At 63.7% G+C, this 22,876-nt stretch carries 16 protein-coding genes; 9 read left to right on the top strand and 7 right to left on the bottom strand.

Annotation, left to right across the window (positions count from 1 at the left end; all coding sequences use genetic code 11):
* The first annotated feature begins 68 nt into the window (after positions 1–68).
* Positions 69–2,237, top strand: coding sequence for an ATP-binding protein (locus ACLEJW_RS04285; protein ID WP_440777031.1), 2,169 nt, complete (start codon positions 69–71; stop codon positions 2,235–2,237).
* Here ACLEJW_RS04285 and ACLEJW_RS04290 read toward each other — a convergent pair whose 3' ends face one another.
* Complete coding sequence (locus ACLEJW_RS04290; RefSeq protein WP_313455378.1) at positions 2,238–4,400, bottom strand: response regulator; 2,163 nt, start codon at positions 4,398–4,400, stop codon at positions 2,238–2,240.
* A 465-nt stretch (positions 4,401–4,865) separates the two neighbouring features.
* On the opposite strand from ACLEJW_RS04290, the gene ACLEJW_RS04295 reads away from it, so the two are divergent.
* Positions 4,866–6,278 carry a purine-cytosine permease family protein gene (locus ACLEJW_RS04295; protein WP_145186911.1) on the top strand — a complete coding sequence of 471 codons (1,413 nt, stop codon included), beginning with the start codon at positions 4,866–4,868 and terminating at the stop codon, positions 6,276–6,278.
* 175 nt (positions 6,279–6,453) lie between these two features.
* Positions 6,454–7,341: a GTP cyclohydrolase FolE2 gene (folE2, locus tag ACLEJW_RS04300; RefSeq protein WP_313455380.1), complete on the top strand. Its 888-nt coding sequence runs from the start codon at positions 6,454–6,456 to the stop codon at positions 7,339–7,341.
* 30 nt (positions 7,342–7,371) lie between these two features.
* Here the strand turns inward: folE2 and ACLEJW_RS04305 are convergent, their stop codons facing one another.
* Positions 7,372–8,076, bottom strand: coding sequence for an NUDIX hydrolase (locus ACLEJW_RS04305; protein WP_313455382.1), 705 nt, complete (start codon positions 8,074–8,076; stop codon positions 7,372–7,374).
* Between the two features lie 141 nt (positions 8,077–8,217).
* Between ACLEJW_RS04305 and ACLEJW_RS04310 the strand changes: the two genes are divergently transcribed.
* Complete coding sequence (locus ACLEJW_RS04310; RefSeq protein WP_313302785.1) at positions 8,218–8,868, top strand: nicotinamidase; 651 nt, start codon at positions 8,218–8,220, stop codon at positions 8,866–8,868.
* Positions 8,865–10,079 (top strand): nicotinate phosphoribosyltransferase, encoded by a 1,215-nt coding sequence (gene pncB, locus ACLEJW_RS04315; protein WP_145186922.1) that lies wholly within the window; start codon positions 8,865–8,867, stop codon positions 10,077–10,079. Before ACLEJW_RS04310 ends, pncB begins: the two co-directional genes overlap by 4 nt.
* 14 nt (positions 10,080–10,093) lie before the next feature.
* On the opposite strand, the gene ACLEJW_RS04320 is transcribed toward pncB, so the two are convergent.
* Entirely contained in the window at positions 10,094–10,993 is a 900-nt protein-coding gene (locus ACLEJW_RS04320; RefSeq protein ID WP_313455386.1) for a LysR family transcriptional regulator, read from the bottom strand.
* A gap of 109 nt (positions 10,994–11,102) precedes the next feature.
* Here ACLEJW_RS04320 and ACLEJW_RS04325 point away from each other — a divergent pair, with 109 nt between their 5' ends.
* Positions 11,103–12,164 (top strand): YeiH family protein, encoded by a 1,062-nt coding sequence (locus ACLEJW_RS04325; protein ID WP_440777032.1) that lies wholly within the window; start codon positions 11,103–11,105, stop codon positions 12,162–12,164.
* A 63-nt stretch (positions 12,165–12,227) separates the two neighbouring features.
* Positions 12,228–13,601 carry a nucleotide 5'-monophosphate nucleosidase PpnN gene (gene ppnN, locus ACLEJW_RS04330; protein WP_145186931.1) on the top strand — a complete coding sequence of 458 codons (1,374 nt, stop codon included), beginning with the start codon at positions 12,228–12,230 and terminating at the stop codon, positions 13,599–13,601.
* A gap of 44 nt (positions 13,602–13,645) precedes the next feature.
* On the opposite strand, the gene ACLEJW_RS04335 is transcribed toward ppnN, so the two are convergent.
* The 4 genes from ACLEJW_RS04335 to katG all read right to left on the bottom strand — a co-directional run bounded on the left by ACLEJW_RS04335 (position 13,646) and on the right by katG (position 21,233).
* Positions 13,646–14,776 (bottom strand): GGDEF domain-containing protein, encoded by a 1,131-nt coding sequence (locus tag ACLEJW_RS04335; RefSeq protein ID WP_256675075.1) that lies wholly within the window; start codon positions 14,774–14,776, stop codon positions 13,646–13,648.
* A 129-nt stretch (positions 14,777–14,905) separates the two neighbouring features.
* Positions 14,906–17,452 (bottom strand): bifunctional diguanylate cyclase/phosphodiesterase, encoded by a 2,547-nt coding sequence (locus tag ACLEJW_RS04340; protein ID WP_440777033.1) that lies wholly within the window; start codon positions 17,450–17,452, stop codon positions 14,906–14,908.
* Positions 17,453–17,534: 82 nt separating this feature from the next.
* Positions 17,535–18,863, bottom strand: a complete 1,329-nt coding sequence (gene pssA, locus ACLEJW_RS04345) for a CDP-diacylglycerol--serine O-phosphatidyltransferase (protein ID WP_440777034.1) — start codon at positions 18,861–18,863, stop codon at positions 17,535–17,537.
* Positions 18,864–18,977: 114 nt separating this feature from the next.
* Positions 18,978–21,233: a catalase/peroxidase HPI gene (katG, locus tag ACLEJW_RS04350; RefSeq protein WP_440777035.1), complete on the bottom strand. Its 2,256-nt coding sequence runs from the start codon at positions 21,231–21,233 to the stop codon at positions 18,978–18,980.
* A gap of 216 nt (positions 21,234–21,449) precedes the next feature.
* Here katG and ACLEJW_RS04355 point away from each other — a divergent pair, with 216 nt between their 5' ends.
* Together ACLEJW_RS04355 and ACLEJW_RS04360 are read left to right on the top strand one after the other, a co-directional pair.
* On the top strand, positions 21,450–22,358 hold the full coding sequence (locus tag ACLEJW_RS04355) for a LysR family transcriptional regulator (protein ID WP_145186946.1): 909 nt from the start codon (positions 21,450–21,452) through the stop codon (positions 22,356–22,358).
* Between the two features lie 110 nt (positions 22,359–22,468).
* Entirely contained in the window at positions 22,469–22,786 is a 318-nt protein-coding gene (locus ACLEJW_RS04360; RefSeq protein WP_145186950.1) for a DUF2388 domain-containing protein, read from the top strand.
* Positions 22,787–22,876 lie beyond the last annotated feature (90 nt).

Raw genomic sequence — 22,876 nt, forward strand, 5'->3', positions numbered from 1 at the left:
AATGTCTCGCCAAGCTGCCATTCTCGGTGCACCCTTAACGCATTTTTGGGTAGGGGCTGGTTGGGCACATGGCTAAATGGCTAGACGGCGGCGGCATGATGGCTGAGCTCATCCGCAACCATGACTGGGACGCAACGTCCTTGGGCCCGCTCGACGCTTGGCCCGATCCATTGAAAACCACCGTGGCCCAGTGCCTGGCCTCGCGCTTTCCGCAGGCGGTGCTATGGGGACCGAAGCTGCTGACGTTCCACAACGATGCCTTCCTGCCGATCCTGGGGCAGAAACCCTCGGCCCTGGGCAAACCCTTCAGCGAGGTCTGGGCCGAGGCCTGGGACGATATCGGTGCCATGGCGGACCGCGCCATGGCCGGCGAAGCGGTGTTCATCGAGGATTTTCCGCTGATGATCTCCCGTAACGGCGCACCCGAGCGGGCCTACTTCACGTTCTGCTACAGCCCCATACGCGACCACCAAGGCACCATCGTCGGCATGGTCGATACCGTTGTCGAGACTACTCACGGCGTAGTGGTCAACCAGCGCCTGAAGTTTCTCGATGACCTCAACCGCACCGTCACCGATGCCACCGACCCCGATCGGATACTTGCCATCACCACCGGCATGATGGTCGAGCACCTGCAATTGTCGAGCTGCGCCTATGCGGTCATGGAACCGGATCAGGACGGCTTCGTGATCTGTGGCGATGCGGTGGCGCCAGGCTCGCAGCGACTGCTCGGCCGCTATTCGCTGCATGATTTCGGTCGCCTGGCGGTGAGCCGTCTACGCAGCGGCCTGCCCTTGGTGATCAACGACAACCTGCGCGAATTGGCCCCTGAAGAGGCCGCCACGTTCCAGGCCATCGGCATCACTGCGACCATCTGCATGCCGTTGATCAAGGGAGGCCGGCTGACCGCGCTGATGGCCATCCATGACAAGGCGCCGCGGCACTGGACGCAGTACGAACAGGCATTGATCAGTGAGGTGACGGAACGGTCGTGGGCGCACATTCAGCGCGTCCAAGCCCATGCCGAGGTGCGTGCGGCGATGGCGGCGCTGGAAGCGCTCAACGCCAACCTGGAGCATCGCGTCGAAGAACGCACCAGCCAGTTGCTGCACACCGAAGCGGTGCTGCGTCAAACCCAGAAGCTCGAGGCCATCGGCCAGTTGACCGGCGGTGTGGCCCACGACTTCAACAACCTGCTGACCATCATCCGTTCATCCCTGCACTTTCTGCAGCGCCCTGCCCTCGATCAGCAGCGCCGCGAACGTTACTTCAAAACCATTGCCGATTCCGTCGACCGGGGCGCCAAGCTGACCGCTCAGCTGCTGGCCTTCGCCCGGCGCCAGGCCCTTAGCCCACAGTTGTTCGAAGCCGGTTCCAGGCTCGAGGCCATGGCCGACATGCTCGACACGGCCACCGGTGCGCGGGTGCAGGTAGAACTGCAACTGCCGGCAGCGCCCTGCTACATCCGCGCTGACCTGAGCCAACTGGAAACCGCGGTCATCAACCTCATGCTCAATGGCCGTGACGCCATGGGCGGCGAAGGCACCTTGCGCCTGTGCCTGCTGGCCGACCAGCAGATGCCAGGCCAACCCGGCACCTTCGCCGCGATCACCGTGCGTGACAGCGGTGTCGGCATCGCTCCAGAGCTGCTGGAGCGTATCTTCGATCCGTTCTTCACCACCAAGGCACCCGGCGAGGGCACCGGGCTGGGCCTGTCCCAGGTGTTCGGTTTCGCCAAGCAGTCGGGCGGCGATGTCAAGGTCAGTAGCGTGCCTGGGCAAGGTACGTGCTTCACCCTGTATCTGCCTGAGGAGTCCGCACCGCCGACGGAATCAGCGGCAGACCTTGAGCCCACGGATGCGCCGCCGCCACGCTTCACCCGGCCACGGCGCATCTTGATCGTCGAGGATAATCCGGACGTCGGCAGCTTCACCGCGCAGATCCTGGAAGACCACGGCTACTGCATCAGCTGGGCCAGCTCGGGCGAAGACGCGCTCGCGCATCTGGAACACGCTGACGAAGCCTTCGATGCGGTGTTTTCCGATGTGGTGATGCCCGGCATGGGCGGTTTGGCCTTGGCCAAGGCATTGCGCGAGCAGCATCCTCACCTGCCGGTCATTCTCACGTCCGGGTATAGCGAGGCGTTCGCCGAAGGCGGGCATCTGGGCTACGGTTTTCTGGCCAAGCCGTATTCGGCCACCCAGCTGTGCCAGATGCTGGCCAAGCTGCTCAGTTGATCAGTGGGCTGAGGCCAGCAGCTGCGCCACGCTCTGGGCCAGTTCGGCCTGGCGAAACGGCTTGCGCAAGACCTCGAAACCATTGAGTTCGCGCGGCGTCAGGTTGGCATAGCCGGTAATGATCAGCACCGGAAGTTCTGCACGCTGTGCGCGCATCTGCTGTGCCAGGCGCACCCCGGTCATTTCAGCCATGACATGATCGGTCACCAGCACATCCGGCAGCCAGCCTTGGCTGACCAGGTGCAGCGCGGCCGCCGCGTTACCGGCCTCAGTCACTTCGTATCCCAGGTCGCGCAACTGCGAAGCGGTGGCTTGGCGCACCAGCTCCTCGTCATCGACCAGCAACACCCGACACGCACGCTCGGCATGCGGCGCATCGGCCAAATCGGCATGCTTGCAGGTTACCGCGGCATTGCTGGCAGGCAGCCACAAGGTCGCAGTAGTACCAAGTCCGGGCTGTGAGTCGATGGCAAAACCTCCGCCGGACTGCACCGCCAGCCCTTGGACCATCGGCAAGCCCAGACCAGTACCCTTGCCCACGCCCTTGGTCGAATAGAACGGTTCAAGGCAACGCCGCAGTTGTTCTTCGCTCATGCCGCAGCCGCGGTCGCGCACCTGAATCCACAGCAACTGATCAGCAACGATATCGGCCGGCCGCACCGGGCCTTCGCCCTCGCGGCCAGCGGCGATTTCCAGGGTGCCGCCCTCGGGCATGGCATCGCGGGCATTGACCGCCAGATTCAGCAAGGCCAATTCCAGTTGATGGGGGTCCGCTATGACCGCCGGCAGCGTCGGGTCGATGTGCGTCTGCACCGCAATCGCCGGGCCCAGCGAGCGCGCCATCAGCTCGCGCATATCAGCGACCAAGGCGGCAAGTGACACCGGCTGGGGCTTGAGGGTCTGGCGCCTGGCGAAACTGAGCAACCGACCGACCAGATTGCGCGCGCGCTCCGCCGCTTGTAACCCACCGTCGATCAAGCGCGGCGCGCGTTCAGTCTGGGGATGTCGATGCAGCAGCTCGAACGAGGCGATGATCGGCGTCAGCATGTTGTTCAGGTCGTGGGCGATGCCGCCGGTCAACTGGCCGATCATTTCCAGCTTATGCGCCTCGTGCAGTTGCAGCATGGCCGCTTCACGTTCGGCCAAGGCAGCGGCCACTCGCTCTTCCAGACTTTGATTGAGCAGGTGCAAGGCCCGCTCGGCGCGCGCGTGGGTGATGGCCGCCCACGCCTGCTTGGCGGTTTCCTCGATCAGCTGGCATTCGTCTTCGAAGCACTGGCGGGGCGTATTGAAGTGCACCCCAAGCATCGCTTCCAGCCGCCCGGCGCGCACCACCGGTGCGTGAAGAACGGTGTTGACGCCGTCGCGCTGGTTTTCGTAGATCTCCTGCACCAGTTGACCCGCCGCCAGCTGTTCGCGCAGGGAGGCGCCGAATGTGGCGTAGTCGTGCTGGCCGACCAGCGAAGGCAGACCGTCTACCCAATTGTGCGCCACGCGAAAGCCGCGGCCGTTGCCTTCATCTTCGCCAAAGCAGACCCGCGCCGCCCCCAGCTCCTTGGCCAGGCGCTGCACGGCGTAGGCTTCGATTCGATCCGCTTCGCCCAAACCCGGTAGCGTCTGGCCCAGCTCCAGCAAAAACGCCTGGCGCTGTTGGAAGCGTACTCGGTCGGTGGTCTCGGCGACCAGGCACAGCACTCCGCCGACGCTGCCATCGGCCTCGCGCACGGCGGAATAGGACACATCGAAGTAAACGGTTTCGCCCAAGCCTCGGCGCTCAATGTAGAACGGTCGATCCTTGGCCGAGAACGTCTCGCCCGTCTCGCGCACAGCGCGCAACAGCGGTTCGAGATCGTCCCACAGTTCGCTCCAATAGGTTTGCGCAGGCTGGCCCAAGGCGTGCGGGTGCTTCAGGCCGATGGTCGGCGCATAGGCGTCGTTGTAAAGCGCGACGTACGCCTCTCCCCAGAACAGCACGAATTGCGCCTGGGCAGGCAGCAACGTGGCCATCACCGCCTGCAGGTGCGGCGACCAGCCCTGCGGCGCCCCCAGAGGCGAGCTGCTCCAGTCTAGCGATTGCAGCAAGCTGCCGACGTGGCCACCGTTTAGCAGAAAGTGCGCTGGCGGATGGGCAGGTTTTTTGGAATTTTGCTGAAGCGGTGTCATGTCTGGGAAATCCCGGGCACGTGGTGATCCATCTGTTGATAGGAGACCAACTCCAAACAGATTGTTCCGCCGAATTATGCTGGATGATCAACGGTGTATCCATTCAGCGCCGTGACACGGTGTCGATCCTGTGGATCAGGCCCGAATCCATACATCACCTGATCGCAGAGGCTGGCGGTTCGCTGCACCCTTTCCAGGCGCACCGCACCTTGCTGGCGCAGCAGGCGTCGCTGCTACACGTGCCGCCTGCTCTACCACGGGGCCTGCGTCCGGCTGGCACTGCCCTTGCACAGAGCTACCGCTTAAACTTTTGTCAGCCTTAGGTTTTTTAAGGTTTATGGGTACATATTTACTAATTTCTCGTTATCCGCGTGCGCCGCATCATCCCTCCAACAAGAACGCGTGGCCCTTCGCCGGCACGCACCTGGGCAGCACCCGATGCCCCACCTTGCCTTGGAGTCAATCATGACCAGTGCAGCCAATTCGGCACCCCTCATAGAAAAACACACGATCGGCTACGTACCGCCGGAAGATCGCCATGGAAAGGTCAGGGATTTGTTCACATTGTGGTTCGGCGGCAATATCGCACCGCTGCCGATCGTCACTGGCGCCTTGGGCGTGCAGCTGTTTCACTTGAACCTGCTGTGGGGCATCGTCGCCATTCTGGTCGGCCATTTGCTCGGCGGCGTGCTGATGGCACTGCACTCGGCCCAAGGCCCGCAGATGGGCATCCCGCAGATGATCCAGAGCCGCGCCCAGTTCGGTACCCTCGGCGCACTGCTGGTGGTGGTGATCGCCGGGGTCATGTACATCGGCTTCTTCGCCTCCAACATCGTGCTCGCGGGCAAGTCGCTGCATGGCGTGGTCGACGCCGTGCCAGTACCGGTCGGTATCGTCATCGGCGCGCTGGGGTCGGGGATCATCGGCATCATTGGCTACCGGTTCATCCATGTGCTCAACCGTATCGGCACCTGGGTACTGGGCATCGGTATCGTCGTCGGCTTTGGCTACATCTTTACCCACGTGCAGAGCCACGACTTCCTCAGCCGTGGCAGTTTCAACCTCGCCGGCTGGCTGGCGACGGTGTCGCTGGCTGCGCTCTGGCAGATCGCCTTCGCGCCCTATGTATCGGACTACTCGCGCTACCTGCCGGCCGATGTGAAGGTCAGCTCGACGTTCTGGACCACCTACCTGGGCTCTGCCTTGGGTTCGAGTCTGTCATTCATCTTCGGCGCGGTGGCCGTGCTGGCGATTCCGGCCGGCATGGATACCATGGACGCCGTCAAGCTCGCCACCGGCACGCTCGGCCCGCTGATGCTGGTGCTGTTCCTGCTCAGCGTGATCAGCCACAACGCGCTCAACCTGTACGGCGCGGTGCTGTCGATCATCACCCTGGTACAGACCTTCGCCTACCGCTGGATCCCTACGGCCAGAAGCCGTGCAGTGCTGTCGCTGATCGTGCTGGCGGCCTGCTGCGTGGTGGCGGTATTCGCCTCGGCCGACTTCATCGGCCACTTCGTCGACATGGTGCTGGTGCTGCTGGTGGTGTTGGTGCCATGGACCGCGATCAACCTGATCGATTTCTACGCCATTCATAAAGGCGACTACGACATCCAATCCATTTTCAAGGTCGATGGTGGCATCTACGGGCGGTACAACCCGCAAGCACTGATCGCCTATGGGGTGGGGATCGTGGTGCAGATACCGTTCATGAACACGCCGCTGTATGTCGGGCCGATCTCGGCGCATATCAATGGCGCTGATCTTTCCTGGTTGGTGGGCCTGGCCGTCACCTCGCCGCTGTACTGGTGGCTGGCCAGTCGTGACAGCGCATATCGTCGTCGGCAGACCAGCGCCAAGCTGGCAATGGGTCACTGAGGCCAGGGACGAAGCAGCATTGCACGCAGCGCCAGGCCGAGGCGCACGCGGCACCACAGTGCTATAACGTAACGTTTAAGTTTATACTGCGCCGGCCTATCCAAGCCGGTGGGTATGAATACGTCGCGTATGCCCTCCACGCCAGGCGAGGGACCGAAACCTGTGGATCACGAATATGAGTGCAGCACTTCCCGACATCTGCGTCACCGATACCGCACCGACCCTTGGGCCTCTGGCCTGGGTCGGCATGCAGGGCATCGACCTTGCCGTCACGCTCAGCGAGCCGGGCTATCACCGCGAGCTGCATGCCAAGGCCGATGTGCAAGTCGACCTGCCCGCCGCGCATGTCAAAGGCATCCATATGTCGCGGCTGTATCGGCTCCTGGACAGTTGGGCAGATGCAGCGCCCCTTGCACCTGCGCAGGTGCATGGCCTGTTGCGCGAGATGGTTGCCAGCCACCAGGATTGTGACAGCCAGAGCGCGAGGCTGTGCCTGGTGTTCGACTTGCTCGTACGCCGCCCGGCATTGGTCACCCAAGGGCTGTCGGGCTGGAAAGCCTACCGCGTGCAGCTGGACGCCACCCTGCGCGCGGGGGCGTTGGCGCTCAGCGTCGAATGCCTGATCGGCTATTCATCGACCTGCCCTTGTTCAGCGGCGCTGTCGCGTCAGCTGGTCGAGGCGCGTTTTCGCCAAGCATTCACCGAACCGTCTCAGCTCGATTCCGATCGCGTCGCCGACTGGCTGGCCGCCAACGCTTCACTGGCAACACCTCACAGCCAGCGCAGCGAAGCCCGGGTGCGGGTAGCGGTCGAGCCTGAAGCACCCAGCCTGGGGCTACTGGGGTTGATCGAAACGGTGGAAAGCGCCTTGGGCACGCCAGTCCAGACCGCGGTCAAGCGGGCCGATGAACAAGCCTTCGCCGCGCTCAACGGCCAGAATCTGATGTTCGTGGAGGACGCTGCGCGGCGCATCCGCGCAGCGCTTGACGGCAGGCGCGACGTGCAGGTTCACGTTCGCCATCTGGAAAGCCTGCACCCGCATGACGCGGCGGCTTGGGCATGACCGTTGGCCCGCAGGCGCGTTGCCTGCGGCTCAGACGCCTTCTGGCGCCAGGCTACGGTCGAACATGAAGGCCCGTTCGCCGGGCGGCGTGTATTGGTACAACTGCTGCGGCCTGCCCAGCCTCGGCTGATGCTTCTCGCCAGTGTCACGTACCCACCCCAGTTCGCGCAGGCGCTCGAGCCGCTTGCGCAGCGAAGTGGCATTGACCGCCTGGCCCAAGCACGCCTGTACCGCGCCCAGCGCCTCCAGCACGGTGAATGTGTCCGCCAGCAGGTACAGCGGCAGGCTGCTGTAGACGGTCTTCGCCGCCAAGCGCTCACGCGCGCGTTCGACCAACAGGTTGTGATCGAACGGCAATAGCAATTTGCGCGTCACCAGGCTGTCCAGGTCAACGAACGTTAGTTGCTCGTGCTCTACAGTCGAGCTCGGATCGAGCAGTGCCAGGTAATAGGTGCTCAGCGACCAGCCGCGCGGGTCGCGAAACGCATTACCTTCGGTGCCCACCTGTTCGAAGTAGCGCGGCACGAACTGGGCCTTTTCCCGCAGCGCGCGCTCAGCGGCCGCTTCAAGGTTGTTATCGGGCGTGCTGCCATTGACGATCACGCCCGGCAGCGCCCACTGCCCCAGGTGCGGCTCGCGCGCGCGGCGATGCAGAAGCACTTGCAGATGCTGGGCATCAGGCGCAAGGCGCAGGGCGACGATGTCGACACTGGCCAGGACTTCGGCTCTACTCAACAGACCCACTCCTTTTCAAATCACGCAATAATCCACCAGGTCTGCTAAGTAAGGCAAATAAAGAACCCATTTTAGTTCGGTATTGACACACTTACGACACCAGGTGGATTATGTTACCAGATCCAGCCAGGAGAATTGCAGATGAAAATCGCCAGCTTCGATGTCGACGCCCAAAACGGCTTCACCGGCAACGCGCCGCACGAGCTGCCTGTTCCGCAGGGCGAGGAAATTACCCCCGACCTCAATGCCATGGCCCTGCGCGCCGACCTGCGCCTGGGCAGCAAGGACGCTCACCCTGCCAACGCCGCCTGGGTGGTTGGCGACCCTGGGCAAATGCTGCAGCCCTTGCAACTGGCCAACGCCGACCTGACCTGGGTGAGCCACTGCGTGCCCGGCACACCGGGCTTCGAATTGCTGCCAGGCCTGCCCGCCCCTATCGACTACGACTACTTCGTGTGGAAAGGCGTCGAACCCGATCTGCACCCCTACGGCGCCTGCTACCACGACCTGGCCGAGCGACGCTCCACCGGCGTCATCGAATACCTCACGGTGCAGCAGGTGGGCGCGGTGATCGTCGGTGGCCTGGCGTTGGATTACTGCGTCAAGACCACCGCCCAGCAGCTGCGCCGGGCCGGCTTTCAGGTGCTGCTGTACTTGCCCGCCTGCCGTGCACTGACCCAATCGGGTGCAATCGAAGCCTGCGGCGCCCTGGCCGCCGAAGGGGTGATCCTGTGCGGTGACGAGGCCGCACTTGACCATCAGCTCGCCCTGATCAAGGAGGACCGCCCATGAGCGAGAGCGTATTTGCCCCGCGTATCATCCAGAACCTGCTGGACACCGACTTCTACAAGCTGACCATGATGCAAGCGGTGCTGCACAACTATCCCAACGCCGAGGTGGAATGGGAGTTTCGCTGCCGCAACAGTGAAGACCTGGCACCCTACCTGGCGGAAATCCGTTACCAGATCGAGCAATTGGCTGAAGTCAGCGTAACCCACGACCAGCTCGCCTATCTGGAAAAAATCCCCTTTCTCAAACCCGATTTCATCCGGTTCCTCAGCTTGTTCCGCTTCAACCTGCGCTATCTGCAGGTCGGCCTGGACGATGCCGGGCAACTGGCGATTCGCATCCGCGGCCCTTGGTTGCACGTGATCCTCTATGAAATCCCGCTGCTGGCGATCATCAGCGAAGTCCGCAACCGCTACCGTTACCGCGAGGTGGTGCTCGAGCAGGTCGGCGAGCGGCTGTACCAGAAGCTCGACTGGCTCAAGCGCGAAGCCAGTGCCGAGGAGCTCGCCGGTTTCCAGCTTGCCGATTTTGGCACCCGGCGGCGTTTTTCCTACCGGGTGCAAGAAGAAGTGGTGAACATCCTCAAGCACGATTTCCCCGGTCGCTTCGTCGGCACCAGCAATGTCCACCTCGCCCGCGAGCTGGAACTCAAGCCGCTGGGCACCATGGCCCACGAATGGTTCATGGCTCACCAGCAGCTCGGCCCGCGCCTGGTCGACAGCCAGGCTGCGGCGTTGGAATGCTGGGTCCGCGAATACCGCGGGCTGCTCGGCATCGCCTTGACCGATTGCATCACCATGGATGCGTTTCTGGGCGACTTCGACCTGTACTTCGCCAAGCTGTTCGACGGCTTGCGCCACGACTCGGGCGACCCCCTGGCCTGGGCGCGCAAGGCCATCGCGCACTATGAGCGGCTGGGCATCGACCCGCAGAGCAAGACGCTGATCTTCTCCGACGGCCTGGACTTTGCCAAGGCGCTGGAGCTGTACCGGGCCTTGCACACGCAGATCAACGTGAGTTTCGGCATCGGCACGCGGCTGACCTGTGACATTCCAGGCGTGGAGCCGATGAACATGGTGATCAAGATGACCGCCTGCAACGGCGCCCCGGTGGCGAAAATCTCCGACAGTCCGGGCAAGACCCAATGCCGCGATGAAAACTTCGTCAGCTACTTGAAACACGTCTTCGCGTTGAATGGCAGCCCGCGCGCCTGAGCCTGCAGATTGCGCTAGTCGCGCTGCGGGTCGAGCCTCGACGACGCCATGCACAGCTGCAGGAAGCGCGCCGCCGCGCGCGAGGGCGCGGCAGCATGTGGCAGCACGATGGAAAAGCGCCTGACCAGCGGCTGCGGCGCCACACGCAGTTGCCGCAGCACGCCCGCTTCGTGGCGAATAGACATCGCCGAGACGAAACCGATGCCCATCCCGGCGCGTACCGCTTCCTTGACGCCCTCCACGCCGGCGATCTCCAGAGCCACGCGCATTGCCACCCCGTGCCGAGCAAAGGCGCGCTCGACGATCTGGCGCACGCCCGAGCCGTTTTCGCGCAGCACCAACGGGTAGCGCCCTAGCGCGGCCAAGGTCTGTTCAGGGGTGTCAGCCAAGGGATGGCCTTGGGGCACGATCGCGACGATTTCATCTTCGTGCCAGGGCGTAATTTCGCTGCCCAGGGGCAGTTCGTGCCCGGCAGGGCCTTCAATCAGTGCGATGTCGACGCTGGCCAGGTCTGCCAGGATCTCGGTGGTGTTGCCATGTGACGTGACTACCGTGACCTCAGGGTATTGGCCATGGAAATCAGCGATCAGGTACGGCAGCAGATAGCTCGCCGGCGTGGTGCTGGCGCCGATGCGCAGTGTGCCGCGCTCAAGACCGCGCATGGCCTCGCGCAGCGCCTGGGCCTGACGAAAGGTTTCTCGCAGCCGCTGGGCATGCGCCAGCAACTGCTCGCCAGCGGCCGTCAAGCGCACACCCCGGCCCGCGCGTTGGTACAGCGGCTCGCCGAAGTCGTCCTGCAGCAGCCTCAACTGCCCCGAGACCGCCGGCTGGGACAAATGCAGGGCCTGGGCGGCGTGGCTGATGTTGCCATGCTCAGCCACGGTGGCGAAAGTTATCAGCTGTTCTGGGGTCATGCTGCAAAAATATCAGCAATACGGATATTTTCCATTCCAAATTACGATTTTTTCTAAGCTTATAACCCGATTAACGTAAGCCATGTTGATGCACTTTTCGGAGAATCACATGGCCACGGCAACTTCCCAGCCCGCCCCTGCACCCACCCTGAGCACCCGAGGGCGGCTCAATGGCATCTTGTTCGTCGCGCTGTTCGCGCTCGCTGTTACGCAACTGGCGGCAATCTCGGCAATCGCCAACCTGGGCATCAGCCCATTGATCGTCGGCATCGTGGCGGGTGCTATCTACGGTAACGCGCTGCGCGAGGGCGTACCTGCCAGCTGGGCTGGCGGAATCAACTTCTCGGCCCGCGGCTTGTTGCGCATCGCCGTGGCGTTCTTCGGGTTGCGGATCAGCATGCAGGAGATCGCCGAAGTCGGTTGGGCAGGCCTTGGCGTGTCGCTGCTGGTGGTCGGCAGTACCCTGCTGATCGGTGTCTGGTGCGGCGTCAAGCTGCTCAAGCTCGACCGCGACACTGCCCTGCTCACCGCAGCGGGCAGCGCCATCTGTGGCGCGGCAGCGGTACTGGCGTTCGAATCGGCGCTGCGCAGCGCGCCGCACAAGAGCGCCATGGCGGTCGGCAGCGTGGTGCTGTTCGGCACCCTGTCGATGCTGCTCTACCCCGTGGCCATCAATGCTGGCTGGCTGCACCTCGATACCCTGGGCGCCGGGCTGTTCATGGGCGGCACCTTGCATGAAGTGGCCCAGGTCGTAGGCGCGGCCAGCAACGTCAGCCCTGAAGCTACGCACATCGCCACCATCGTCAAGATGACCCGAGTGATGCTGCTGGTGCCGGTGCTGTTGCTGGTTGGCCTGTGGATCAGTCGCTCGCCGCTGCCGGGCCAGGCTCAGGGCAAGGGGCGCATGGCAATGCCTTGGTTCGCCTTCGGCTTTCTGGCGCTGGTGGCGATCAATTCCCTGCACGTGCTGCCCGCTGGCCTGATCCACACGCTCAACGGTCTGGACACGTTTGCCTTGACCATGGCCATGACCGCACTGGGCATGGAGACGCGCTGGGCGCAAATCCGCCAGGCCGGCCCTCGGGCCCTGGCCACCGGGGCGATCCTCAACCTGTGGCTGGTCGGCGGCGGCTGGGCCATCACCGTGAGCGTGCAAAGTCTTTTAGGTTGACGCGCACTCATCCGTATGGTGTTGTCTTGCAAGGATGTTTTTACCTGCACAGGAACGACTTAGATGCCTCAACGCCATGTCATCAATGCATCCGTCAGCCCCAAAGGCAGCCTGGAGACGCTGTCGCAACGTGAAGTCCAGCAACTGAGTGAAGCCGGTAGCGGCACGCTGTACACCTTGTTCCGCCAGTGCGCCCTGGCCATTCTCAATACCGGCGCCCATGTCGACAACGCCAAGACCATTCTTGAGGCGTACAAAGATTTCGAAGTGCGCATCCACCAGCAAGACCGCGGGGTGCGCCTGGAACTGCTGAACGCACCCGCCGATGCCTTCGTCGATGGCGAAATGATCGCCAGCACCCGCGAGATGCTGTTCAGCGCCCTGCGCGATATCGTCTACACCGAAAGCGAACTGGCCAGCCAGCGCATCGACCTGGAAAGTTCCCAGGGCATCACCGATTACGTCTTTCACCTGCTGCGCAACGCCCGCACCCTGCGCCCCGGCGTTGAGCCGAAAATGGTGGTGTGCTGGGGCGGGCACTCGATCAGCAGCGAGGAGTACCAGTACACCAAGAAGGTCGGCCACGAACTGGGGCTGCGCAAGCTCGATATCTGCACCGGATGCGGCCCTGGGGTCATGAAGGGGCCAATGAAGGGTGCCACCATCGCCCATGCCAAGCAGCGCATGCATGGCAGTCGTTACCTGGGCTTGACCGAGCCAGGCATCATCGCTGCCGAGGCGCCTAACCCGATCGTCAACGAACTGGTGATCCTGCCCGACATCGAAAAACGCCTCGAGGCGTTCGTGCGGGTTGGCCACGGCATCATCATCTTCCCAGGCGGTGCCGGCACGGCCGAAGAGTTCCTTTACCTGCTGGGTATTCTCATGCACCCGGCCAACCAAGGCCTGCCGTTCCCCGTGGTGCTGACCGGGCCGCGCAGCGCCGAGCCGTTCCTGCAACAGTTGCACGCCTTCGTCGGTGCGACCCTGGGTGAAGCGGCGCAGCGTCATTACCAGATCATCATCGACGATCCGGCAGAAGTGGCCCGGCAGATGGTCGAGGGGCTCAAGCAGGTCAAGCAATTCCGCCGCGAGCGCAACGACGCCTTCCATTTCAACTGGCTGCTGAAGATCGACGAGGGCTTCCAGCACCCGTTCGACCCGACCCACGCCAACATGGCCGAACTGGACCTGCGCCGCGAACTGCCGCCGCACGAACTGGCGGCCAACCTGCGGCGGGCGTTTTCCGGGATCGTCGCTGGCAACGTCAAGGACAAGGGCATCCGCCTGATCGAAGAACACGGTCCGTACCAGATCCGCGGGGATGCGGCGGTGCTGGAGCCGTTGGGGCACTTGCTGCAGGCCTTCGTCGACCAGCATCGGATGAAGTTACCAGGGGGCGCGGCCTATGTGCCCTGCTACCAGGTAGTGACCTGAAAACCGCTGGGGCCGCGCTGCGGCCTCGGTCCTGAACGGCGCGCTTACACGGTCCGGTCCACCAGGCGAATACTGTCGCGCCCGCCGCGCTTGGATTGGTACAGCGCCACATCACCCTGCTCGATCAGCGCCGCCAGGCTTGCCGGCGGCTGATCGAACAGATTGGCGCCAATGCTCAAGGTCACCGCCTGCGGGGTCGGCATCGTCTCGCGCGCATAGGCCTGGAAATGCTCGCGCAATTGGCTGCCCAGGCTGACCACACGTTCGTGGCTGGCCTCACTGAGCAAGATCACGAACTCATCGCCGCCCAGGCGCGCCGCCAACGAGCGCTCCGGGAGGACGGTGCGGATCATTTCGCTCAAGGCAATCAGCAGACGATCCCCTGCTGCATGGCCGTGCAGGTCGTTGACCAGCTTGAAATTGTCGATGTCGATCAGCAGCAATGCGCCTGGACGCAGGGGGCATACGGCCTTGAGCAGGTGGGTAGCGCGCACCTCCAGGGCCCTGCGGTTGTACAGCGCGGTCAGTGGGTCACGCGCAGCCAGGCGGGCGATGCGCTCTTCCCGGCGGTAACGCACGGTGCCGGTCATCGACAGGGCAATCAGCATGATCGCCATCGCGCCCTCCACCAGGGAGATCTGGATGATCAGGCCACCGAAGCTGGCCAGGTCGATGAGCGTGCCAGGCGTCACCGCGACCAGCGCCTTGATCAGGTAGAAGCTGCCATGGACCAGCAGCACGTAACGCAACTGCACCGCGCCGACGCTCAGCGATTTGCCGTGCGGGCGTAGCAGAAAGCTGGCCTTTAGGGTCAGCAAGGCGACCAGCAACGAGTTGACCATCAGCATGACCTTCGACCACTGCGGACCGACCGGCAGCACCAGCAGGCCCAGCCACACCAGGATCATCAGTAACCACGCCCGCGACAGCCGCGCCTGGGTGAAGCGCAGCACGCCCATCAGGAAGAAGGCGTGCGCGACCACCAGCAGGCCATTGGCGAACCAGATGCCGATCAGCAACAGGCCGATACCGCGCAGCAACGCCAAGGTCGAGCCAATAGTGATGGTGGCGAAACCTGCGCTCCAGAACAGCAGGGACGGTTCGCGCACACTGCCCCACTCGATCGCCAGGTACAGCGCAGCGGCTGCCGCCAGGGCGATGGTGATCGTCAGCATCGTGGGTGGATCAAGCGCCATGGATGGATTGGCCTGTCTGGTTAACGTGGAAAAAGGCCGATTGTATTCGCTTGCCAGAACTTTTCAGAGGGGCGAACTGCCACGTGGCACGCAAATGAGTGTAACCATTCAAGGCAACGGATGAGCGGCCATGACACCGGCTTGCATAAGGCGCATCAGCGCCGCGTGCTCCACCGGCTCGCTGAGCAGAAAACCCTGCACTTCATGACACTGATCGTCACTGAGCAGGGCCAGTTGTTCGGCCGTCTCGACCCCCTCTGCAGTGACCGTCATGCCCATGGCATTGCCGAGGTTGATGATGGCCTGCACCACACTGCGATCGCTCTCGCTCTTGCCCAGCGACTGCACGAAGCGCTTGTCGATCTTGATGCTGTCGAAGGGATAGGTGCGCAGATAGCCAAGCGATGAATAGCCAGTGCCGAAGTCGTCCATGTTCAGCCGTATCCCCAGCTCTTTCAGGGCATTCATGGTATGCAGGGCGCCTTCGACATCGTTGAGCATGACGTTCTCGGTGATCTCCAGTTCCAGGCGGTGAGCCGGCAACCCGGTGCGCCTGAGGGCATCGGCAACATCGCGCACCACATCGCTGCGGCTGAACTGCGCCGGCGACATATTGACCGAGACCATGATTTGCAGCGGCCAGGCGCGGGCTCGGCTGCAGGCTTCCTCGAGCACCCAGTTACCCAGCTGCACGATAAGGTCCGACTCCTCGGCCAGGGTGATGAAGCTGTCCGGACGCAGCAGCCCCAAGCGAGGATGACGCCAGCGCACCAGCGCTTCGGCGCTGGCCACGGTGACCCCATCGACCTTGAAGCGTGGCTGGAAATGCAACAGCAACTCGCCGCGGGCGATGCCTTCGCGCAATTCCCCCTCCAAGGTGCGTTTTTCCAGCAAGGCTGCATTGAGTTGCGTCGAGAAATAGCGCCAGGTGTTCTTACCCGCCTGTTTGGCGCTGTACAGGGCGACGTCGGCGTAGCGAATCAGATCGCCTGGCGTACCTGGATATTCGGCGGACAATACCACGCCGATGCTGGCACCGACCTGCACGCTGTGACCGTCGAGCTTGATGGGCTGGCGCAGCGCTTCGATCAAGCGTGCGCAAAAACGGTCCATCTCTTCACGATGCCCGGGGCGGGCCAGTACCAGGATGAACTCATCGCCGCCCAGGCGCGCCACCAGGTCGCTTTCGCGGGTGACCTGACCCAGGCGCGTGGCCACCTCCATCAGCACGGTATCGCCGGCGGGATGGCCCATGCTGTCGTTGATGGGTTTGAAGTTGTCCAGGTCGAGCATGAGCAAGGCCAGCGGCATCGGCTCGTCGCGCTCGAGAAAGCGAAACAGCTTGTTGCGATTGGGCAGACCGGTCAGGGCATCGTGCAGCGAAAGGTGCTGAATCTGCGCATGGGCGGCCACCTCGTCGGTGATATCGCTGCAGGTGCCCCGAAAGCCCTTGCAGGTGCCCTGCTCGATGATCGCCCGCGCCGCGATTCGGCTTTCGCGCAGCTGCCCGAGGCGATCTCGGTACTGGCAGCGCAGGCTGCCGGTGGACTCGGTGCTCGCCAGCCCCTGTAACCAGTGCTCGATCTGGCAGGTGTCGCATGCCAGGAGTTGCTGCAGCGGCTGCTCGAGCCAATGCTCGACCGGGTGGCCGGTCAACTCGGCGAACCGCGCTGACAGGTAGGTCAGGTGCTGTTGCGCGTCGGTTTCCCATATCCAGTCAGAGGCAGCCTCGGCGACTGCCTTGAAGCGCGCTTCGCTGGTTTCCAGGGCGGTCTTGGAGGCCGCCAGCTGCCGGTGGCTGCGGTCAATGGCCGCGCTGGCGCGCATCGCCTGGCGCGCGACGGCAAGCATCAGCAAGGCGATCACCGCAAGCGCCAGCCCGGCAGGCAGCAACACTCGGCGTACCAGCTGCTGGCCCGGTTGCTCGACATGCCAGGTCAATCGTTGGTCGATACCGGCAAGTGGCAGTGACACGCCCTCACGCGGCACGTCGCCGGCCTTGGCCACAGCGAAGCCGGACAGGCCTACGGACTCGCCCAGGGCTTTCAGCATCGCCGGGTCAAGCACACGCACGAACACCAGCACTGCGCTGGGCGCTGGCAGGTGATGAGGCATGGTGGGCGGTCGAATCACTGCTGCGCTGAACACTGCAGGCTGGCCCCGGAACAGCAGGTAGCCCGACGCGGCCTGTTGCTGTTCGCCCGCCTGCCGAGCCTGCCGTAGCACGCTGGCAGCGCTCGGGGTCAGGCGTTCAAAGGCACGCTCGCTCAGCTGCCCTTCAAGCACCGCATAGTGGGTACCGTCGTCATCGATCACGAAAACGCCTTCGTAGCCGTCCTCGCTGTACAGCGTGGCGCCGACGTTGTCCTCGTCATAGGCCCAGTGACGGTCGACCGGGCCGGCCATGTGGTCGAAGGCGGCCTGCCAGAGCGCGTGGGTCAGCAGAAAACTGCGCTCATTTTTCTGCAACTGGGCCAACGCCGATTCGGCATGAAAGCGACTTTGTGCCCGCTCGCGTTCGTCCAATGACTGGGCGATGCGATACAGCGAAACCATAGCCAAAGCCAGCGCCAGCAGCAGCAACCCTGCAAAGGTCAGGGTGAGCTTGCGCACCACCCGGCTGCGCGGCGAGCCATTGCCAAAGGTTGCTTCCATTCGAGGCCAGCCTTCTGCCAGGGATTCATCTACGTTGACTGACCCTGGCCGGCAATGATCGGCCCACCTGACGACCGGGCGTCTACAGCACCCGCTTGATCAACGGCTCGAGCCGGCTGTAGCGCAGACGCCGCAGCAGCTTGGTGACCTGCTTGGGATGCTCGGCCTTTTCGCCAAGCTGCGCTGCCGAGGTGAGCAGCGGCGCGTGACGGCGCAAGCCGGCCAGCTCCTGCGCCCGTGGCGCTAGCCATTGCCCGTGCGGATCGTCGATCAGCAGGCCGTTTTCCAAGTCCAGGTTGAACCCCCGTGGATTGAGATTATTACCGGTCAGCAGCGAGTAGCGCAGATCGACCCACACGCCCTTGGCATGAAAGGTGTGGCCAGGATCGTTCCAGATGCGCACTTGCAACTGGCCGCTGGCGATCGCCGCCTGGCGTCGGCGAGCAAAGCCGCGCAGGTTGTCCTCGTACAAGTACGGCAACGCGCCGCTGGCACTGAACGGCTCGCCAGGGGCAATGTAGAAGTCATTGGCCGTGCGGTGGCCGACGATCAGCTCGACATTCACGCCACGGGCCAGGGCTTGGTCGATCTCGCGCATCACCAGACGCGGCGGATTGAAATATGGTGTGCTGATGATGACCTGGCTTTCGGCGGCTGCGAGCAAGGCGCACACGGTACGGTTTAGCGGGTTGCCACGGCCTACCCCGAGCAGCGGAATGACCCGCAGGCCCTGCCCTGGGGTGGCCGCCGGCGCGTCATAGAGCATGCGCCGCAAGCGGGCGCGCAAGCGCCGGATATCGCCACGCAGCCGCCGCGTGGGTGGTGCGTCGGGCAGGTCCAGGCGCGGTGTGGCGGTGTGATGCAACAAGCGCTGCACGACATCGACTATGGCATCGGCCAAGGCTGGACAATCGAACAGGTGGTAGCGGTCCAGACGGTAGCGCTCGAAGCGGTGCAGGTAGACGTTATTAAGGCTGGCCCCGGTATACAGCACGCAATCGTCGATCACGCTGCCCTTGAGGTGCAGGACGCCGAACAGTTCGCGGGTTTGCACCGGCACGCCGTGGATCACCACATCCAGGCCGTGCAGTTCGCGCTGGGCCTGGTACCACGCGGCATTACCCGGCTGACGCCCCGCCCCGAGCAGGCCACGGCGGGCGCGGAACCAGTCGACCACGACGGTGATCTCCAGGCTCGGCCGCCTTGCCTTGGCTTGGTAGAGCGCATCGAGCACTTCCTGGCCGGCCTCGTCCTGCTGCAGGTACAACGCGACAATGACGATGCGCCGGGTGGCGCTGGCGATACGCTCGAGCAGGCAGGTACGGTAGGCCGCAGCATCGGGCAGCACCTGAATGGCGTGTGGGGCGATGGCAAATCCGGGCAATGCCGCGAGCAGGGAGTGAGGATTCAAATAGATCACCTTCGGTCTGCAATCAGGTGGGCCGCGCCGGGCAGGCCACTATCAGGCACCTGCCCGGCGCTACGCACGAAGTGGGGCGCTATTGCCCCGCTGAGACTGCAGACGTTACACCAGATCGAAGCGATCGAGTTCCATGACTTTCACCCAGGCCGCCACGAAATCGTTGACGAACTTGTCGTTGCCGTCGTCGCTGCCGTACACCTCGCTCAAGGCGCGCAGCTGCGCATGGGAACCGAACACCAGGTCGACGCGGCTGGCCGTCCACTTCACCTGCCCGGTCTTGCGGTCGCGACCTTCGAAGCGGTAATCGTCGGCCGAGGTCGACTTCCATTCCACGCCCATGTCCAGCAGGTTGCGGAAGAAGTCGTTGCTGAGCCGCCCAGGCCGATCGGTGAACACCCCTTGCTGATTGCCGCCATGGTTGGCCCCGAGCACGCGCAGGCCGCCGATCAATACGGTCAGCTCGGGTGCGGTGAGGGTGAGCAACTGCGCCTTGTCGAGCAACAGCTTCTCGGCCTTGACGCTATAGCGCGCATTGCTGAAATTGCGAAAGCCATCGGCCAGCGGTTCGAGCACGGCGAACGACTCGACGTCGGTCTGCGCCTGCGAGGCATCGACACGACCTGGGCGGAAGCTCACCTCAATCTGTTGCCCAGCATCCTTGGCTGCTTGCTCGACGGCGGCGCACCCGCCGAGCACGATCAGATCGGCCAGCGATACCCACTTGCCGCCAGCGTTGAATTCGTCCTGGATGCGCTGCAATGCCGCCAGCACGTTGTCCGTGCCCTGATTGGCGACCCAGTCCTTCTGCGGCGCCAGGCGCAGGCGCGCGCCATTGGCACCGCCGCGCTTGTCCGAACCGCGGAACGTCGACGCGGCAGCCCAGGCGGTGGTGACCAGCTCGGCGACACTGACGCCGCTGGCCAGGATCTTGGCCTTCAGTGCGGCGATGTCCTGCTCCTCGATCAGCGGCTGTTCACGCTTGGGCAGCGGATCCTGCCAAAGCAGTTCTTCATCGGGCATTTCAGGGCCGAGGTAGCGCGCCAGGGGGCCCATGTCGCGGTGAATCAACTTGTACCAGGCACGGGCGAAGGCATCGGCCAGTTGCTCGGGATGCTCCTTGAAGCGCTGGGCGATGGGGCCATAGATCGGATCGAAGCGCAGCGCCAGGTCGGAGGTGAGCATGGACGGGGCATGGCGCTTGCTCGGGTCATGAGCGTCGGGCACGCTGCCCGCCCCCTTGCCGTCCTTGGGTCGCCATTGGTGAGCACCGGCCGGGCTCTTGGTCAATTCCCATTCAAAGTTGAACAGGTTTTCCAGGTATTCGTTGCTCCAGCGGGTCGGTGTCGATGTCCATGTCACCTCCAGGCCGCTGGTGATGGTGTCGCCACCTTTGCCGGTGCCGTATTTATTGGCCCAACCCAAGCCTTGCTGTTCAAGGCCGGCTGCTTCCGGTTCGGCACCGACGTTGTCGGCCGGCGCGGCGCCGTGGGTTTTGCCAAAGGCGTGACCGCCGGCAATCAAGGCCACGGTTTCCTCGTCATTCATGGCCATGCGGCCGAAGGTTTCGCGGATATCGCGGCCCGACGCCACGGGATCCGGGTTGCCCTCCGGGCCCTCGGGGTTGACGTAGATCAGGCCCATCTGCACGGCGGCCAACGGGTTTTCCAGGTTACGCTCGCCACTGAGGTCGCGGCTCTGCTCCTCGGGGTGTTTTTCAGGTTCTGCTACCAAATCGCCCTGGCCAGGCGGCTGCGCCTTGACCTGCTCCTTGCCGTAGCGCGTGTCGCCGCCAAGCCAGACCTTTTCCGAGCCCCAGTACACGTCTTCGTCCGGCTCCCAGACATCAGCCCGCCCACCTGAGTAGCCAAAGGTCTTGAAGCCCATGGACTCCAGTGCGACGTTGCCGGTCAGGACTATGAGGTCAGCCCAGGAAATCGTGTTTCCGTATTTTTGCTTGATCGGCCACAGCAGGCGCCGCGCCTTGTCCAGGCTGACGTTGTCCGGCCAGCTGTTGAGCGGCGCGAAGCGCTGCTGCCCGGAGCCTGCGCCGCCGCGCCCATCGCCGATGCGGTAGGTGCCGGCGCTGTGCCAGGCCATGCGCACGAACAGCGGCCCATAATGACCGAAGTCAGCTGGCCACCAGTCCTGAGAATCGGTCATCAGCGCGGTCAGGTCGGCTTTCAGGGCCTGAAAGTCGAGGCGCTTGAACGCCGCAGGATAATCGAAGGCCGGGTCCGGGCTGGACTTGGACGAATGCTGGTGGAGAATTCTGAGGTTGAGCTGGTCAGGCCACCAATCACGGTTGGTGGTTCCGCCACCTGCGGTTTGATGGAACGGGCATTTCGATTCGTTCGACATCTGCTGTTACCTTTGGGTCGATTATCCAGAGTTCCGGTCTGTGCCGGGTGTGCCTGGGAATGCGCATGGCCAGAGGAAAGACTAGCCGAGCTTGAGCGCAGGTCTAATAGACCGGCTCTTGCGACCTGATAGCGGTGGCACATTCATACAAGGCGCAGCCGTGGCCCGCGTGCTTCAATACAGCGCCAATCCCGCCACCGTGATGGACCATCGCCCATGAACCGCAACGACCTGCGCCGCGTCGACATGAACCTGCTGGTGCTCTTCGAAGCCCTGATGATCGAACGCAACCTGACCCGGGTCGGCGAAAAGCTGTTCATCACCCAATCAACCGTCAGCGCTGCCCTGGCCCGCCTGCGCGAACTGTTCGACGATCCGCTGCTGATCCGCAGTGGCCGGGCCATGGAACCGACCCCTCGGGCCATGCAGATCTTCGCCGAGCTGGGCCCGGCCATGGACGTGATCTCTTCGGCCATCAGCCGCGCGCGCGACTTCGATCCGGCCAGCAGTTGCAATCAGTTTCGCCTGGGGCTTTCCGACGACGCTGAGTTCGGCCTGTTCCCGGCCCTGCTGCAAGCGCTGCGCGAAGAAGCCCCTAGCATCAGCGTGGTGGTGCGTCGCGCCAATTTCCTGTTGATGCCCGGCTTGCTGGCCAGTGGCGAGATCTCGGTGGGCGTGAGCTACACCACCGACCTGCCGGCCACGGCCAAGCGCCGCAAGCTGCGCGACATCGGTGTGCGGGTGCTGCGCGCCGACGACCGGCCCGGCCCGCTGAGCCTCGACGAGTACTGCGCACGGCCGCATGTGATGGTGTCGTTCTCCGGTGACATGAGCGGCAACATCGACCTGGACCTGGCGCGCATCGGCCGCTGCCGCAAGGTGGTGCTGGCAGTGCCGCAGTTTGGCAGCCTGCGCGCCCTGCTGCGTAACTCCGAGCTGATCGCGACAGTGCCGGACTACGCTGCCTGCGCACTGGCCGACGACGGCTACCTGCGCGCCGACCCCGCGCCCTTCGCGATCACCGAAGCTGAACTGTCGATGGTATGGAGCGGCGCCCATGACAATGACCCCGCCGAGCGTTGGCTGCGCGAGCGCATTCTGGCATTCATGGGCCGCGCCAGCTGAGCGACGGGCCTGTACGTGCGTCGGCCCAGGGAACTACCGCCAGTAACTGCCCATCTGATGCGTTGAGTGGTTTCTTTTCCTTTGTGCTGCACGCTACTGGAGAAAACGACATGCGCCACCTATTCATCGCCCCCGCTCTGCTGCTTCTGCTCCCGGCCGGTGCGGCATTGGCCCGCGTCGATGCGGGCGACGTTGCCACCTCGGCAGGTGTTTCCGCCTCGCTGTATTCGACCTTCAAGGATGACAAACGAATTATCCCCGCCCAGGACGAGCTGTCTGCCTTCGTCGCCAGCGGCGGTGCCATTCGCGGTGCCTACGTAGAATCGGCGCTGCAACAGGCACGCCAGGACAATCCCGGCCTGCAGGCCAGCGACGAAGAACTGGCCCGGGCCATCCTGTCCCAGGACGACCCTGTCGCTCATCACTGAAGCTCGTTTTCCCCGCGCCACCGGCTTGCACAGCGGTGGCGCGGTCGCATCTGCTGCTTTAATCCGGGCAGGATTTCGCTCAGTGGCTAG

The sequence above is a fragment of the Pseudomonas sp. SMSB3 genome (genome assembly GCF_052041965.1).
In the GTDB taxonomy this organism is placed as follows: domain Bacteria; phylum Pseudomonadota; class Gammaproteobacteria; order Pseudomonadales; family Pseudomonadaceae; genus Aquipseudomonas.

Excerpts from the sequence above, each read along its gene's own strand:
- ACLEJW_RS04285 (WP_440777031.1), top strand. The coding sequence starts at position 69 with ATGGCTAAATGGCTAGACGGCGGCGGCATGATGGCTGAGCTCATCCGC.
- ACLEJW_RS04290 (WP_313455378.1), bottom strand. The coding sequence starts at position 4,400 with ATGACACCGCTTCAGCAAAATTCCAAAAAACCTGCCCATCCGCCAGCG.
- ACLEJW_RS04295 (WP_145186911.1), top strand. The coding sequence starts at position 4,866 with ATGACCAGTGCAGCCAATTCGGCACCCCTCATAGAAAAACACACGATC.
- folE2 (WP_313455380.1), top strand. The coding sequence starts at position 6,454 with ATGAGTGCAGCACTTCCCGACATCTGCGTCACCGATACCGCACCGACC.
- ACLEJW_RS04310 (WP_313302785.1), top strand. The coding sequence starts at position 8,218 with ATGAAAATCGCCAGCTTCGATGTCGACGCCCAAAACGGCTTCACCGGC.
- pncB (WP_145186922.1), top strand. The coding sequence starts at position 8,865 with ATGAGCGAGAGCGTATTTGCCCCGCGTATCATCCAGAACCTGCTGGAC.
- ACLEJW_RS04320 (WP_313455386.1), bottom strand. The coding sequence starts at position 10,993 with ATGACCCCAGAACAGCTGATAACTTTCGCCACCGTGGCTGAGCATGGC.
- ACLEJW_RS04325 (WP_440777032.1), top strand. The coding sequence starts at position 11,103 with ATGGCCACGGCAACTTCCCAGCCCGCCCCTGCACCCACCCTGAGCACC.
- ppnN (WP_145186931.1), top strand. The coding sequence starts at position 12,228 with ATGCCTCAACGCCATGTCATCAATGCATCCGTCAGCCCCAAAGGCAGC.
- ACLEJW_RS04335 (WP_256675075.1), bottom strand. The coding sequence starts at position 14,776 with ATGCTGACGATCACCATCGCCCTGGCGGCAGCCGCTGCGCTGTACCTG.
- ACLEJW_RS04340 (WP_440777033.1), bottom strand. The coding sequence starts at position 17,452 with ATGGAAGCAACCTTTGGCAATGGCTCGCCGCGCAGCCGGGTGGTGCGC.
- katG (WP_440777035.1), bottom strand. The coding sequence starts at position 21,233 with ATGTCGAACGAATCGAAATGCCCGTTCCATCAAACCGCAGGTGGCGGA.
- ACLEJW_RS04355 (WP_145186946.1), top strand. The coding sequence starts at position 21,450 with ATGAACCGCAACGACCTGCGCCGCGTCGACATGAACCTGCTGGTGCTC.
- ACLEJW_RS04360 (WP_145186950.1), top strand. The coding sequence starts at position 22,469 with ATGCGCCACCTATTCATCGCCCCCGCTCTGCTGCTTCTGCTCCCGGCC.